This window comes from Robertkochia sediminum (assembly GCF_016786255.1).
GTDB lineage: Bacteria > Bacteroidota > Bacteroidia > Flavobacteriales > Flavobacteriaceae > Robertkochia > Robertkochia sediminum.
Genome location: NZ_JADMKT010000082.1, coordinates 65,690 through 79,402, shown reverse-complemented (window position 1 = coordinate 79,402; position 13,713 = coordinate 65,690). Strand labels below are relative to the sequence as shown.

Annotated in this window: 15 protein-coding genes and 1 tRNA gene; 8 read left to right on the top strand and 8 right to left on the bottom strand. The window is 45.8% G+C overall.

Translation table 11 applies throughout. From position 1 onward, the window contains the following. Positions 1–1,295, top strand: a 1,295-nt coding sequence (locus tag IS446_RS15365; protein WP_203061637.1) for a T9SS type B sorting domain-containing protein, incomplete at its 5' end; no start/stop codon positions are given. 19 nt (positions 1,296–1,314) lie between these two features. Next, entirely contained in the window at positions 1,315–2,202 is an 888-nt protein-coding gene (locus tag IS446_RS15360; protein ID WP_203061636.1) for a PorP/SprF family type IX secretion system membrane protein, read from the top strand. Positions 2,203–2,325: 123 nt separating this feature from the next. Here the strand turns inward: IS446_RS15360 and IS446_RS15355 are convergent, their stop codons facing one another. Both IS446_RS15355 and IS446_RS15350 read right to left on the bottom strand, forming a co-directional pair. After that, positions 2,326–3,105 carry a glucose 1-dehydrogenase gene (locus tag IS446_RS15355; protein WP_235996540.1) on the bottom strand — a complete coding sequence of 260 codons (780 nt, stop codon included), beginning with the start codon at positions 3,103–3,105 and terminating at the stop codon, positions 2,326–2,328. 322 nt (positions 3,106–3,427) lie between these two features. Continuing rightward, entirely contained in the window at positions 3,428–4,144 is a 717-nt protein-coding gene (locus IS446_RS15350; protein ID WP_235996539.1) for a response regulator transcription factor, read from the bottom strand. Positions 4,145–4,399: 255 nt separating this feature from the next. Here IS446_RS15350 and IS446_RS15345 point away from each other — a divergent pair, with 255 nt between their 5' ends. Then, positions 4,400–5,044, top strand: coding sequence for a porin family protein (locus tag IS446_RS15345; RefSeq protein ID WP_203061635.1), 645 nt, complete (start codon positions 4,400–4,402; stop codon positions 5,042–5,044). An 88-nt stretch (positions 5,045–5,132) separates the two neighbouring features. Here the strand turns inward: IS446_RS15345 and IS446_RS15340 are convergent. Then, positions 5,133–5,206 (bottom strand) — tRNA-Met (locus IS446_RS15340). 159 nt (positions 5,207–5,365) lie between these two features. On the opposite strand from IS446_RS15340, the gene IS446_RS15335 reads away from it, so the two are divergent. Next, the gene (locus IS446_RS15335; protein WP_203061634.1) at positions 5,366–5,749 is read left to right on the top strand and encodes an START-like domain-containing protein; all 384 of its coding nucleotides are present in this window, start codon (positions 5,366–5,368) and stop codon (positions 5,747–5,749) included. Positions 5,750–5,806: 57 nt separating this feature from the next. Further along, the gene (locus tag IS446_RS15330; RefSeq protein WP_203061633.1) at positions 5,807–6,655 is read left to right on the top strand and encodes an aminotransferase class IV; all 849 of its coding nucleotides are present in this window, start codon (positions 5,807–5,809) and stop codon (positions 6,653–6,655) included. A 16-nt stretch (positions 6,656–6,671) separates the two neighbouring features. On the opposite strand, the gene IS446_RS15325 is transcribed toward IS446_RS15330, so the two are convergent. The 5 genes from IS446_RS15325 to IS446_RS15305 form a co-directional block, all read right to left on the bottom strand. Continuing rightward, the gene (locus IS446_RS15325) at positions 6,672–7,232 is read right to left on the bottom strand and encodes a YqgE/AlgH family protein (RefSeq protein WP_203061632.1); all 561 of its coding nucleotides are present in this window, start codon (positions 7,230–7,232) and stop codon (positions 6,672–6,674) included. A gap of 151 nt (positions 7,233–7,383) precedes the next feature. Next, a complete protein-coding gene (locus IS446_RS15320) occupies positions 7,384–7,656 on the bottom strand; it encodes an HU family DNA-binding protein (protein WP_203061631.1) in 273 nt (90 codons plus the stop codon). 187 nt (positions 7,657–7,843) lie between these two features. Next, positions 7,844–8,794, bottom strand: coding sequence for a methionyl-tRNA formyltransferase (gene fmt / locus IS446_RS15315; protein ID WP_203061630.1), 951 nt, complete (start codon positions 8,792–8,794; stop codon positions 7,844–7,846). After that, entirely contained in the window at positions 8,791–10,692 is a 1,902-nt protein-coding gene (locus tag IS446_RS15310) for a RecQ family ATP-dependent DNA helicase (protein WP_203061629.1), read from the bottom strand. The genes fmt and IS446_RS15310 overlap by 4 nt, the downstream gene beginning before the upstream one ends. Position 10,693: 1 nt before the next feature. Further along, positions 10,694–11,248, bottom strand: a complete 555-nt coding sequence (locus IS446_RS15305) for an AAA family ATPase (protein WP_203061628.1) — start codon at positions 11,246–11,248, stop codon at positions 10,694–10,696. Positions 11,249–11,327: 79 nt separating this feature from the next. Here IS446_RS15305 and IS446_RS15300 point away from each other — a divergent pair, with 79 nt between their 5' ends. The 3 genes from IS446_RS15300 to murA all read left to right on the top strand — a co-directional run bounded on the left by IS446_RS15300 (position 11,328) and on the right by murA (position 13,687). Continuing rightward, positions 11,328–11,618, top strand: coding sequence for a DUF493 family protein (locus IS446_RS15300; RefSeq protein WP_203061627.1), 291 nt, complete (start codon positions 11,328–11,330; stop codon positions 11,616–11,618). Positions 11,619–11,706: 88 nt separating this feature from the next. After that, entirely contained in the window at positions 11,707–12,357 is a 651-nt protein-coding gene (locus tag IS446_RS15295; protein WP_203061626.1) for a DUF4290 domain-containing protein, read from the top strand. Between the two features lie 19 nt (positions 12,358–12,376). Further along, a complete protein-coding gene (gene murA, locus IS446_RS15290; protein WP_203061625.1) occupies positions 12,377–13,687 on the top strand; it encodes a UDP-N-acetylglucosamine 1-carboxyvinyltransferase in 1,311 nt (436 codons plus the stop codon). Positions 13,688–13,713 lie beyond the last annotated feature (26 nt).

Here is a 13,713-nt window from a genome sequence, read left to right as displayed (position 1 = left end):
CCGATTGTGACGGCGATGGCCTGACCAACGATGAAGAAGTTGCAGCAGGAACCGATCCTAACGATCCGGATTCTGACGGCGATGGCATTAGTGATAGCCAGGAGGCGACAGATGGTACCGACCCGAATAACTCTTGTGATTCTAACGGAGGTACGCCAACCGGAGATGCCGATTGTGACGGCGATGGCCTGACCAACGATGAGGAGGTTGCAGCAGGAACCGATCCTAACGATCCGGATTCTGACGGCGATGGCATTAGTGATAGCCAGGAGGCGACAGATGGTACCGACCCGAACGATTCATGTGATTCGAATGGTGGTACTCCAACAGGAACTGCCGATTGTGACGGCGATGGCCTGACCAACGATGAAGAAGTTGCTGCCGGAACCGATCCTAACAATTCGGATTCTGATGGTGATGGTATAAGTGATAGTCAGGAGGCTACTGATGGTACCAACCCTAACGATTCATGTGAATCCAACGGAGGTACACCAACCGGAGATGCTGATTGTGACGGTGACGGACTCACCAACGATGAAGAAAACATTCTTGGTACTGATCCTAATGACCCTGATACCGATGGTGATGGGATCACAGACGGACAGGAAGTAGATGATGCCACCGATCCAGCCAATGACTGTGATTCTATTGGTGGTACAGCGCCTGGTTCGGCCGATTGCGATGGCGACGGACTCACCAACGATGAGGAAGCCGCTTTGGGAACCGATCCTAACGATCCCGATACCGATGGTGATGGGATCACAGACGGGCAGGAGATAGCCGATAATACCAGTCCGACAAATGACTGTGAATCGAATGGAGGATCTGCATTAGGCACTTCAGATTGTGATGGCGACGGACTATCTAATGACGAAGAGATTACCAATGGTACTGATCCGGACAACGCAGATTCAGACGGTGATGGGATCTCTGACGAGCAGGAGCTTATTGATGGTACCGATCCGAACAATAGTTGTGACTCCGTAGGGGGAACGCCGCAACCGGATGCCGATTGTAAAAAAGGAAGGATCGTGCCTTCAGAGGCATTTACTCCTAACGGAGACGGAGTTAACGATACCTGGGTGATCCGTGGGATCGATGAATATCCGAATGCTGTGATCAAGGTATTTAACCGTTACGGACATCAAGTGTTCGGAATTCAGGGATATCAGAACGACTGGACCGGGTATGCCGAAGGAAATACTCAAAAACTTCCGGCCGGTTCGTACTACTTCGTGATCGATCTGCAGGAAGGAAATGAGCCTGTTAGTGGTTGGTTATTCCTTAATTATTAATTCTTATTGAGTGATGAAAATGAAGATCATATATAAAGTACTGATTATAGGTTTCGTTCTTTCTGTGTTTACAACCCAAGCGCAGCAAGATACCCACTACTCTTTCTACAGGTATAATATGAACCTGGTGAACCCTGCTTTTGCAGGAATTAACGGAGAAACCGTGTTTGGCATAAACTTCAGGAGTCAGTGGTCGAGTATCGTAGGTGCCCCTGAAACGCAAAGTGCCTTTTTTGGAACCCCGGTAGATGATAAGGTAGGCCTTGGGCTTTCGGTGATCAACGACCGAACTTTCATCGAACAGCAAACAAGTGTTATGGTAGATTTCTCCTATAAACTTCAGCTGGATGACCACAACAACCTGTACTTCGGAATTAAGGCCGGAACCAACAGCTATAGTGCCAATACAGAGGGACTGCAGATCTTTGACCCTTCTGCAGATCCATCTTTGACTAACCTGAATGGCGGATTTAAACTGAACGTAGGGTTAGGGGCCCTGATCAAGGGTAAGCGCTATTTTATTGCGGTATCTGCTCCTAAAATGCTGGCTTCTGCCAGGCTTGAAGGGAACGAGGGGGAAATAGCCTTAAATGAAAGCAGAATGCACGCTTATATCGCCGGTGGATATGATGTCCGTCTGAGCAGAGAAGTGGTGTTTAAACCCTCTGTAATGCTTCGGCACATTAAAGCTGCCCCCTTGTCTGTAGATCTTACTGGGAGTGTTCAGTTTAAAGACCGGGTAGAGTTTGGGATCTCGTACCGTATCGATGAAGGGACTGGAGGCATGTTCATCTGGAAGGCAGCAGACTGGATGAATCTGGGCTACGCTTATATCGCCGAGTTTGAAAGTGCCATAGGTAAAAATGGCCGTGGTTCACATGAGATCTTTCTGAACTTCAGCTTATGATAACCATATAGATCAGTATATAAAAGAGGGGCATAGCGCCCCTCTTTTTTTGTTTCTTATACCATGGTCATCAGAAAGCAGATATGCTCCTGAATCATTTTAAAAAGTGCTTTAGTTGCCGAATTAATCCAGGGTTTGTACCCCGCCACCATTCACAAAAAGTACTTGTCCGCTAACCCAGGAAGATACCGGGGAAGCAAAGTACAGGATGGCCCCTGCGATATCTTCTACTTCTCCAAGTCTTTTTATGGGGGTTCCTGAAAGCATTTTTTCCTCGATCTCAGGGGTGAGCACCTTGGCCAGGGCTGCCGTTTTGGTCGCTCCCGGACCTACACAATTCACGCGAATATTGAAGGGGCCGTAATCGTGGGCCAGGTTTGCCGCCATATGGTTTAAGGCTGCCTTGGAACTGGCATAGGCGCTGATATTCGGACTTTTGTTTACCGAACTCATTGAGGTGATGTTCACAATAGAACCATACCCTGATTTTTGCATTTCTTCGGCACAGAGTTTACTCAGTTGCCAGGCGCTAAAGACATTGAGGTCGAATACCCACTTAAAATCGTCAAGGGTGATCTTGAACGGATTCTCACGTCCGGCACCACCGCCTCCTGCATTGTTCACGAGAATGTCTAAGCTGCCATAGGTGTCTACTGCCGTTTTTACTACGTTTCGAAGGTCTTCATCCTTAAGGACATTACAGGCTACTGCAACCGACCGCCCTCCATTGGCATTGATCTCAGCTGATGCCTTTTCGGCATCTTCCAGTTTCAGGTCAGATACGACAACATTGGCGCCAAATGCTGCTAATATTTCACAGGCACTCTTGCCGATGCCGTTACCACCACCGGTTACAATGGCGGTTTTATTGGTCAGGTCGAATAAAGCGGAAGTGTCTATCATTGGTTTATGTATTAAGACATTTGTATTGATTAAGCTTCCGATAAAGGTAAGTAAACCCTTTGTGGTTTGAAGGCAGTTATCTGTAAACGAATCGTTTAAAGGGTGATTGGTTGGGTAGGAGTGAAGTGATCTTTGAGTATAAGTCCATCTCAGAGGCGGGGGCAAAACAAAAGCCCCTCTGCAAATGCAGAAGGGCTCTTTCCCCCAAACCTTGTTTGATTTCGATGTCAAACAAAATTATAATGTGCTTAATTGCACAGGACAAATATGAAGCATAGGTTTCGGATATCCTTACGGAAAACCATAATCTGATGATTTTTTTCTAAATAATTCCCATGTCCTTTGCCAATGCAATGAGGTGTATCGTATTTTTTGCCTTGAAAAAGATCTTCAATTTATTCACTCTTTTCTCAATACTGCTCAGGCTTGAGGGCTTGATGCCCTCAGCGAGGAATTCTTCCCGGATCTCGGCCTGAGAAAGGCCCTCAGAGAGCCTGGAGAGCAGCAAGATATCAAAGTCTTCCAATTCCATTTGCTCCTCTTCAGCCGGATTTTCGCGCAGTTGTGGCTGTTCATAAGAGTCTCCGTTTTGCAATACCTTGATGGCTTCTGTGAGTTCGTTAATGCTGTTTCTTCCTTTTACAACATAAGCGCTAAGTCGCAGGTCATTTAGTAGTTTCTTCACTTTATAAGGGCGGTCTTCTATCGAATAAATAATTGCTTTAGTTTCAATGCCATCTTCACGGAGTTTGCCAATAAGCATTTCACCATCCTTGAGATTGGTGTTGCGGTGGTCTTCTTTAAAAGAAAGGTCGGAGATGAGCAGGTCGAATGGCTCCTCATCTAAAATAGCCCGTTTGATCTTCAGGTAGGCTTCGTCACAGTACTTCACCTGAACGATCTCAAAATTGAACGTTTCCTTAAGGTGTTTTCCTAACCCTTCATTAATGCTGTCTATATCTTCGGCTATGAGTACTTTTTTGATCATAGTGCTTTCTTGTTGGTTGCGTGCTGGTGGGATGTATACTAAAGTTTCCATAGGTTAAAATTAAGGTGACTCCGGCATGATTCATTACGGTTATCCGCATTTTATAGAAAATATTTCTTCTCGGTGTCATCGTTTCCTATGGTTATGGGCCCGGGCTTAGATTTGCTGCAGCGGTTACTTAAGGAAGTGACCTAAAATTACTAAATCATTCATTATGAAGCAGGGGAGGAAGATGGATGATGTCTAATTAGAATTTAAGCAATATATTTAAAGAATTAACCTTCTTTAAATACCAGATCTTGTGATATGTATCGACTTATTATAAATGCATTTTTCGTTTTTCTCGCTATGGGGCTGCAGGCTCAGGAAAAATTCGGTTTTGGGATTCACGGCGGACTTAATTATCCGGATGTTCGCGGATTTGACCTGGCCAAATACAATAATTTCAAGGTGGGTTTTCTGGTCGGAGCTGCCGTGGAATATCGACTGGGGGAACAATGGGGCTTGCGCTCCGACATTAATTTTGAAAGAAAGGTCAATGTGTTTCGCATTACGTATTATGATCATAACGCTATAAGGTCAGGTACTGAAGAGTTTCGAAAACACTACAATTACATCAACCTGCCGGTCATGGTTTCCTATAAGGTGGGCAGATTGCCGCTATTCATAAACGCGGGAGGATTCGTAAACTATCTGTTAAGTACAAATTATCGTCCGGACTATCCTAATGAAGAAGAGGAGCAAAACCAACTCACTCCTCAAAAGAAAACAGATCTGGGCCTTTCTCTGGGAATTGGGGGCAGGGTTTCACTTGGGGGGCGTCATGCTCTGGTGATCGAATTAAGAAACGATCTGGGGCTTGTAGATACAGGAGAGGTACCTGTTCATTTGGGAGGAGGCAGCAGACTTACAAATGCCGTAAAATTGATGCTGGGCTACCGATTCTTGTAGGTGGAAAGTAATCGCCTGATCAAGGTACCTATGTTGTACCCACCAAACAAAAAAGGCTTCCGATCTCTCGAAAGCCTTGTGTTTGTTGTAGCGAGGACGGGATTTGAACCCGTGGCCTCCGGGTTATGAATCCGACGCTCTAACCAACTGAGCTACCTCGCCATTCCCTTTGGGCTAAGCTTTGTTTTTCTTAGCGGGTGCAAATATATAAACAAATTCACCTTGTACAAACTAAAGTGAAAAAAATATTTTCATCCGAAAATTGCCTTGTGGTTTTAAAGAAATAATTATATTGACCACCTAGAAGTAACTAATTAACCTATGGAAGATAAGATCAAATACGAAATGGAGTTCCCTATCCATTCGTCTCCACAGCTTTTATATCAATATATAGCGACACCGTCAGGGCTGTCTGAGTGGTTTGCCGATAATGTGAATTCCCGCGGGGAGCTGTTCACATTTATTTGGGATGGCTCTGAAGAACAGGCCAAGGTGATTCGTAAAAAGAGTGGAGAATTGATCAAATTTCGCTGGCTCGAATCTGAAGATGAAACCTTTTTTCAGATGAAGATCGTAGTGGATGAGATCACTAAAGATGTTTCACTTATGGTCACCGATTTCACCGATGAAGATGAAATGGACGAGGCCAGGATGCTCTGGGAAAACCAGGTATCCGATCTGAAACATGTTCTGGGCTCGGTTTAGGAAAGCTAAATGAATACCAGTATATTTGTGCCTTGAAAAAAATCAAGGCATTTTTTTATGGTAAATTTTAACGGAACCATCCTCAGGAGCGATGCGACATATTTAAATGAACAGAACAGAGGACTGCGTTATGGTGATGCGGCTTTTGAAACCATTCGTGCGAACGGTGGAAAACCTTTGTTCTGGGAAGACCACTACTTGCGCCTTATGGCTTCTATGCGTATTCTCCGCATGGATATCCCCATGAACTTTACCATGGAATACCTTGAAGAGCAGATCCTTCAAACCCTGGCGCATAATGACCTGGAGGGGAAGAATGCGCGTATACGCATGACCGTTTTTCGTAAAGATGGCGGACTGTATACCCCAAGTCAAAGGGGTGTGGATTTCGTCATTGAAGCCAAACCCCTGGACACCCCATTCTACCAGATCGAGGTAGGGAACTACGAGGTGGAGCTGTTCAAAGACCACTACATGGCTCCGGGATTACTGAGCTCTGTAAAATCGAATAACCGTGCCCTGAATGTTCTTGCCGGGATCTTTGCCGAAGAGAATGACTACCAGAACTGTCTGTTGATCAATACCGATAAAAAGGTGGTGGAAGCTATAAATGGTAACCTCTTCCTGGTAAAAGGAACCAAGATCAAGACTCCTCCCGTGGCCGATGGAAGTATTAACGGGGTATTGCGTAAGAATTTGATCGAGATCATCAAAAAGACCGAAGAATACGAGATCGAAGAAGCAAGTATTTCGCCTTTCGAACTGCAAAAGGCCGATGAGTTGTTTATTACCAATGTGATCTCAGGGATCATTGCCGTTAGTAAATATCGGAAGAAGAAATTTGGTAGTGAGGTAAGCAGGAAGTTAGTAGGCAGATTGAATGCCCTGGTGCGTTTAGGAGCCTGACGTAACGTTGCTGATATTAATTTAAGGAAGGGTTCTCAGGGGCGTTAGACCATATGACATAATCGCCTCCGAGTTCCATCATTTTCTCTTTCCAGAAATGAGTGGTCGATTTTTTGATGATACTGCTTTGGTAGTGGTTTTCTGAGATCACCCAGGAATTACTACCCAGTTCCTTTTCCAATTGCATATTTTCCCATCCGGAATAGCCTAAGAAGAATTTGATATCTTCTTCCTGTATGGAGCCATTGTTGATCAGGTCGATGATAGTTTCAAAATCACCTCCCCAATAAATACCGTTAGAGATCTCGATACTGTTGTCTATTAAGCCGGGAACTTTGTGGATAAAGTATAGATTATCCTGTTCTACCGGTCCGCCATTATAGACCTTGAACGATTTTTTAATATCAGGAACGAGTTCGTTGAGTCGGAATTCCAGGGGCTTATTTAAAATGAATCCTATTGACCCTTCCTGATTGTGCTCAGCGAGGAGCACAACTGACCGATTGAAAGCTACATCACCAATTATTGAAGGTTCGGCAATGAGCAAATGGCCTTTCTTTGGAGTTGAAGAAACCATAAGCCCTTGTTATTTTTAATAGTTACATTTTAAATATAGTAACTTTCTATTAATATGTCATAAATGGTAGTGAAAATTTATAGATATTGGATGATACGCATAAAAAAAGCGCCCGATCGGGCGCTTTTTCTAGTTGTATAGTGCTACTGTCTTAGTTTACTGCATCAGAAAGTTCAGCACCTGCCTTGAATTTCACTACGTTCTTAGCAGCGATCTTGATGGTAGCTCCTGTTTGAGGATTTCTACCTTCTCTGGCAGATCTTTTAGAAACAGACCAGGATCCGAAGCCTACTAAAGAAACTCTACCTCCTTTTTTAAGGGTTCCTTCAACGTTACCCAAAAATGATTCAAGAGCTTTCTTAGCGGCAGCTTTAGTGATTCCTGCATCTGCAGCCATCGCATCGATTAATTCTGTTTTGTTCATAATTTAAAGATTTTACAAAAAGATTGGTTAAACATTTATTCTAATCGTGTAACAAATTTAAACGGAAATCCGTGCCATGCAAGGAATAGCAAGGAAATCAGCAGATTTTGTTAATAACTTCGGTCTATTGTTAATAAAGTAGGTGGTTTTCTACTAAATCGGCCGTAGAACTACTGTTTATGCGGGTTTACCCAAAATGAGCATCCTCGTCAAAATCCGTTCCGTTCAAAATGTCTTTTACGGACATTCTGCGTTTCCCCGGGAGTTGCATTTCTTCGATCTCTAACCACCCGTCTGCGCAACGAATAAAGAGCGCCTTTCCATCAACTACTAATGCGCCGGAGGGGGCTGCCTTATCCATGCTGGTGTTTGCAGTGGAGAATACCTTCACTTGCGCTTCCTGCCCCTGGTTGTGCAGGGTGGTCCATGCTCCTGGATACGGACTGAGCCCGCGAACGAGGTTGTGTACCTCACGGCAAGGCCTCGACCAGTCTATTTGGCAATTGTCTTTATTGAGCTTATACGCTTTTTTCTCTTGATCTCCTTTGGGCTGGGGTTGCGTGGTTACAGGGCCCGATGCAATGGTTTCCAGGGTTTGGGTGACCAATTGTGCTCCGGTCTCCATAAGTCGGTCGTGTAGGCTTCCGGCATTCTCGTCGGGGCCTATGGTGAGTTCCCTGCTCATGATGATCTCTCCCGTATCAATCTTTTCGTCGATAAAAAAGGTGGTGACTCCTGTTCTGGTTTCCCCGTTTATAATAGCCCAGTTAATAGGCGCAGCACCGCGGTATTCGGGCAGGAGGGAGGCGTGGAGATTGAAGGTGCCGTATTCGGGCATCTTCCAAACGGCCTCCGGAAGCATACGGAAGGCTACCACGACCTGCAGGTTGGCGTCAAGGGCCTTTAATTCATCCAGGAATGCTTCGTCTTTAAGGTTGATGGGTTGCAATACCTTAAGCCCCTTTTCCAGTGCGAATTTCTTCACGGCAGACATTTGCAGTTTGCGTCCTCTTCCTGCCGGACGGTCGGGTGCGGTGATCACCCCAGCCACTTCATATTCGTTTTCTATGATCTCCTTAAGGGTGGCCACCGCAAAATCGGGGGTCCCCATAAAAACGATCCTCAGGTTCCTTTTCATGATCTGTAGTATTCGTTTCGCTGATTTAATTTTATAACTTCTTCCTTTAACAACAACTCCAGGGCGTCGAGAATGGCGACTTCCTCAAATTCTGTAACTGTGGTGATATCTCTTGATGATCTGGGGCCTTGCTGTAAGCAGTTCAGGATGGCATTCCGGAGCATGGCAAATGTAGGTCTTTTAGACTGACCTTTTCCGGGGTGGCAAACCGAACATTTGCCACAGGGTTCGGTCTTTCCCTGTCCGAAGTAATCACTTATAAAACTGGTCAGGCAGGTGTCGGTTACCAATAGTTCCTTGATCTTTTGTACCCGGTCGATCTTGTTCTTCCGTTGCACTTCTATATCCCTCGCGATACTGTTAATGGTGTGCTGGTCTTCACGCGGACAAAGAAAGGTGATGGAGGTGTCGGAATTATAGACTTCCAGTTCGATGATCCCATCGGCCTTGAACTTTTCCAGCCAGTGGGAGATACGTTTTTCTTCCATGCCGGTTCTCTTGGCCAACAGGTCGGTGTTTACGGGGGTCATGATATCGAATATGCCTCCATAGGTTCTCAAGATGAGTTGTATCAACGCCTCAGACGAAGGATTGCGATCCATATATGAGAACAGTTTGTGGTTGCTTACCGTGAACTGTACCCTTTTGGTCTTGTGAAATTGTTCGCTGAGTCGCAACACTGAATTCCGATCCAATAGTTGTAAGCCATTGTAGGTAAGCATGTGGTTGAGCTTGTAGGTATTACAGAACTCGTTGAAATTGAGTTCAAACTGTTCTCCGCTGCCTCCTCCGTAAGCGATCTGCAGGTAATTACACAGTTTTTTATACAACAGGGTGATGAACGCTGTGTCGGGGATGGTTCTTACAAATTGGTTCTCCAGGGTTTCCAGGTCGCCCTTATTGTACAGCATGATAGCCCAGGCTTCGCTGTTGTCCCTTCCTGCGCGCCCGGCTTCCTGAAAGTAGTTTTCTATGCTGTCGGGGAGGTCGGCGTGAAGTACGCATTGCACATCGGCCTTGTCGATCCCCATACCAAAGGCGTTGGTGGCTACCATGACCCTGACCTCGCCCTGCATCCAGGCGGCGAGCTTGTCCTTTTTCTCTGCAGCAGTGAGTCCGCCGTGAAAAAAGGTGGCATCAATACCCCTGGCGTTGAGCTCCCGCGCAAATTCAACACTCTTTCTCCGGCTCCTTATATAAACGATGCCGCTACCTTTTAGCTTGCTGAATATCTTAGCGCATTCGTGATATTTATCTTCGCATTCCCGTATCCAGTACCGAAGGTTGGGTCTTCGAAAGTCGGTACTAAAGGTCTTCGAATGTTCAATATCCAGATTCTTCTTGATGTCTTCGGTTACCCGGGAGGTTGCCGTAGCAGTAAGGGCGATTAGGGGAGCTTCCGGCAGGATCTCTCTCAGGATCCCGCACTCGCGGTAAGCCGGCCTGAAATCGTTACCCCACTGGGAGATGCAGTGGGCTTCGTCTACCGCGATAAGGTTAACAGGCATTTGCCGCAGTCTTTCCAGTACCAGTTCCTGTTGCAGTCGCTCGGGAGACAGATAAAGAAATTTATAATTACCAAAAATGGCGTTGTCAAGTCGGTCGCTTAACTCTATCGGACTTATACCTCCGGTGATCGCGAGGGCCTTGATCCCTTTTTCTTTGAGTTGGTTTACCTGGTCGTTGATCAGGGCTACAAGGGGTGAAATAACTACACATATACCTTCTTTGCACATAGCCGGTACCTGGTAGCACAGGGATTTGCCTCCTCCGGTGGGGAGCAGGACCATGGCATCGTCGCCTCCCAGAACGTGGTCGATGATCTGTTTTTGAGGTTCCCTGAACGATGGATAACCCCAATAGGTTTGCAGTACCTCCTCAGGGTTTTTTGATCTCATGTTATCCGGTGATGTTGTTAATGATGTAATCCGTTCGAACCTCCGGAGTCCCGGTAGGTACTTCATAGACACGGTATCCGAAACGGTCGTAGGTAAGCAGCAGGTGATCGTGTATTCTTCTGGCCTGATCGTAATTCTCGTACCGCTCATTGTCTGAGATGTAGATATCTTTCCATGGCGGCAGAACGAATACCTGGTCGTAAAGATGATCATGACAGGCCTCTTCGAATTCTGACGGATACTTGTCTCCGATGTAATCCATATAAGCCAGCACGTCTGGAATTCCGCGATCAAAGAATACCAGTCCCTCGTCATTTCGCATGGCCTCGTGGTACTGGTTGATGCGCCCTTCCATTAACTTGCGGCTAAAGAGTATCGGGTCTGTAAGAAACAATTGTTCGATACCTTGTTTACGAGCTTCCAGGGTTACTTGTCGGGAGATCTCAGGAAGACAATGAAAGTTTCTTTCCTTTAACTTATCAATAAGGGTGGTCTTTCCGGTTCCGGGCCCGCCGGTTACTACGATCTTCTTAATTCTTGCATCATTCTGCTTCATATGGCAAAATAACTAAATGAATTGGTAATAAAAAATACATTTCTAAGGCCTATCTTTGCAAAAAAAGCAAACAGACCACATGAAAGATCCTCAAGAAGCGGAAGCGTTCTACCAGCGATTACATGACGAATTGGAAAAGAGTACTACCTGGCCATCCCAATACCTTTACAAATTCATTGTAAAGAGTGAAGAGGGGAAGATGGAGGCCATTGAGAAGCTGTTTGATAATACCGGGGCGGTAATTCGAAAAAAAGCGTCTTCGGGAGGAAAGTACACCAGTGTTTCAATTAATGTAGTGATGGATAGTCCTGAAGCCGTGATCCTGAAATACAAGGAGGTTGGGAAGATCAAAGGGGTTATTTCCCTTTAAGGATCCTTCCGGATGATATATTTTTAGTATTTTTCGGAATCATAACACGGACTGCAAGCATACTTCAGTTAAATAATCAACAAATATTTTGATCGACAATTTAGAATACAACAGCGAACGGGAGAAATTGATCATTCCTGAATACGGACGACATATTCAGAAAATGGTGAACGATGCCGTAGCTATTGAAGACAGGGAAGAGCGCAATAAGGTGGCCAATGCCATTATAGGGGTGATGGGTAACCTGAATCCGCATTTGCGTGACGTTCCCGATTTTCAGCATAAACTTTGGGACCAGCTGTTTATCATATCCGACTTTCGTCTTGATGTAGACTCACCCTATCCTAAACCTACGAGAGAGATGCTCGCTGAGCGACCTGAGCCCCTCGAGTATCCTCAAAATCATCCCAAATACCGCTTTTACGGAAACAATATCAAGCGGATGATCGACGAATGTGTGAGCTGGGAAGATGGCGACCTTAAAGACGCCCTGAAGTTTACCATTGCTAATCATATGAAAAAGAGTTACCTCAACTGGAACAAGGATACCGTTGAAGACGAGGTGATCTTTCATCATCTTTTCGAATTGAGCGATGGGCAGATCAACCTTGCTAAATGGGATGAAGATCTGGCCGAAAGTAAAAACCTGGTGCGCACCAACAACAGCAGCAGCCAGAGTCACAAGTCCAGAAGCGGACGCAAACACCACGGGAAGGGACGTGGTAAAAAACGCTACTAAACCTTATTAAAAATCAGCTATGGGAACCTTTAAAATTGAAGGGGGGCACCGCCTACAGGGAGAGATCACTCCTCAGGGCGCAAAGAATGAGGCGCTCCAGATTCTATGTGCGGTATTGCTCACCGACGAAAAAGTAACGATTCATAATATTCCCAATATCATCGATGTGAATAAGCTCATCGATCTGTTGGAGAACCTGGGAGTGAAGATCCAGAAGATCGGACCTTCATCCTATACCTTTAAAGCCGATGATGTTCATCTGGAGTACCTGCATTCTGAAGAATATAAGCGGGACGGAAGAGGACTCCGGGGGTCGATCATGCTCGTAGGGCCGCTGTTGGCCAGGTTTGGTCGCGGATTTATTCCGAAACCGGGGGGTGATAAGATCGGGAGAAGACGTCTCGACACGCACTTCGAAGGTTTTATCAAACTCGGGGCTAGCTTTCGCTACAACCGCGAAGAATACTTCTATGGGGTTGAAGCCGAAAAGCTCAAAGGAACCTATATGTTACTCGATGAAGCTTCGGTAACGGGTACGGCCAACATCGTTATGGCGGCAGTGCTGGCAGAAGGTACCACGACTATTTACAACGCAGCATGTGAACCTTACCTGCAGCAACTTTGTAATATGCTCAACCGCATGGGAGCTAAGATCTCCGGGATCGGGTCGAACCTGCTTACCATTGAAGGGGTAGAGAAACTGGTAGGTACAGAGCATACCATGTTACCTGATATGATCGAGATCGGGAGCTGGATCGGTCTGGCAGCAATGACCAAGAGTGAGATCACCATAAAGAATGTTAGTTGGGATAACCTCGGTGTTATTCCTTCTGTATTCGCCAAACTGGGGATCACCATTGAGCGCAGGGGAGACGATATTCATATTCCGGAGCACAAAGACGGATATGAAGTACAAAACTATATAGACGGGTCGGTGCTTACCATCTCCGATGCCCCATGGCCCGGATTTACTCCCGACCTTTTAAGTATCATTCTTACCGTGGCTACGCAGGCCAGGGGTAGTGTGCTTATTCACCAGAAGATGTTCGAAAGCCGTCTTTTCTTCGTAGATAAGCTTATAGATATGGGCGCCAAGATCATACTTTGTGATCCACACCGCGCTACAGTGATCGGTCACGATTTTGAATCGGGACTCAAGGCAACCACCATGACCTCTCCCGATATTCGTGCAGGAGTGTCCTTGCTTATTGCAGCCCTTTCTGCAGAGGGAACTTCGACCATCCACAATATTGAGCAGATCGATCGTGGATACCAGGATATCGACGGGCGCCTGAGAGCGATCGGAGCCAGGATCGTAAGGGTCGACTAAGCAGACACAGCACATAACACCCCTTA

Bases quoted from the DNA above. Each gene is read 5' to 3' on its own strand.
- IS446_RS15360 (WP_203061636.1), top strand. From the start codon at position 1,315: ATGAAGATCATATATAAAGTACTGATTATAGGTTTCGTTCTTTCTGTG.
- IS446_RS15355 (WP_235996540.1), bottom strand. From the start codon at position 3,105: ATGATAGACACTTCCGCTTTATTCGACCTGACCAATAAAACCGCCATT.
- IS446_RS15350 (WP_235996539.1), bottom strand. From the start codon at position 4,144: ATGGAAACTTTAGTATACATCCCACCAGCACGCAACCAACAAGAAAGC.
- IS446_RS15345 (WP_203061635.1), top strand. From the start codon at position 4,400: ATGTATCGACTTATTATAAATGCATTTTTCGTTTTTCTCGCTATGGGG.
- IS446_RS15335 (WP_203061634.1), top strand. From the start codon at position 5,366: ATGGAAGATAAGATCAAATACGAAATGGAGTTCCCTATCCATTCGTCT.
- IS446_RS15330 (WP_203061633.1), top strand. From the start codon at position 5,807: ATGGTAAATTTTAACGGAACCATCCTCAGGAGCGATGCGACATATTTA.
- IS446_RS15325 (WP_203061632.1), bottom strand. From the start codon at position 7,232: ATGGTTTCTTCAACTCCAAAGAAAGGCCATTTGCTCATTGCCGAACCT.
- IS446_RS15320 (WP_203061631.1), bottom strand. From the start codon at position 7,656: ATGAACAAAACAGAATTAATCGATGCGATGGCTGCAGATGCAGGAATC.
- fmt (WP_203061630.1), bottom strand. From the start codon at position 8,794: ATGAAAAGGAACCTGAGGATCGTTTTTATGGGGACCCCCGATTTTGCG.
- IS446_RS15310 (WP_203061629.1), bottom strand. From the start codon at position 10,692: ATGAGATCAAAAAACCCTGAGGAGGTACTGCAAACCTATTGGGGTTAT.
- IS446_RS15305 (WP_203061628.1), bottom strand. From the start codon at position 11,248: ATGAAGCAGAATGATGCAAGAATTAAGAAGATCGTAGTAACCGGCGGG.
- IS446_RS15300 (WP_203061627.1), top strand. From the start codon at position 11,328: ATGAAAGATCCTCAAGAAGCGGAAGCGTTCTACCAGCGATTACATGAC.
- murA (WP_203061625.1), top strand. From the start codon at position 12,377: ATGGGAACCTTTAAAATTGAAGGGGGGCACCGCCTACAGGGAGAGATC.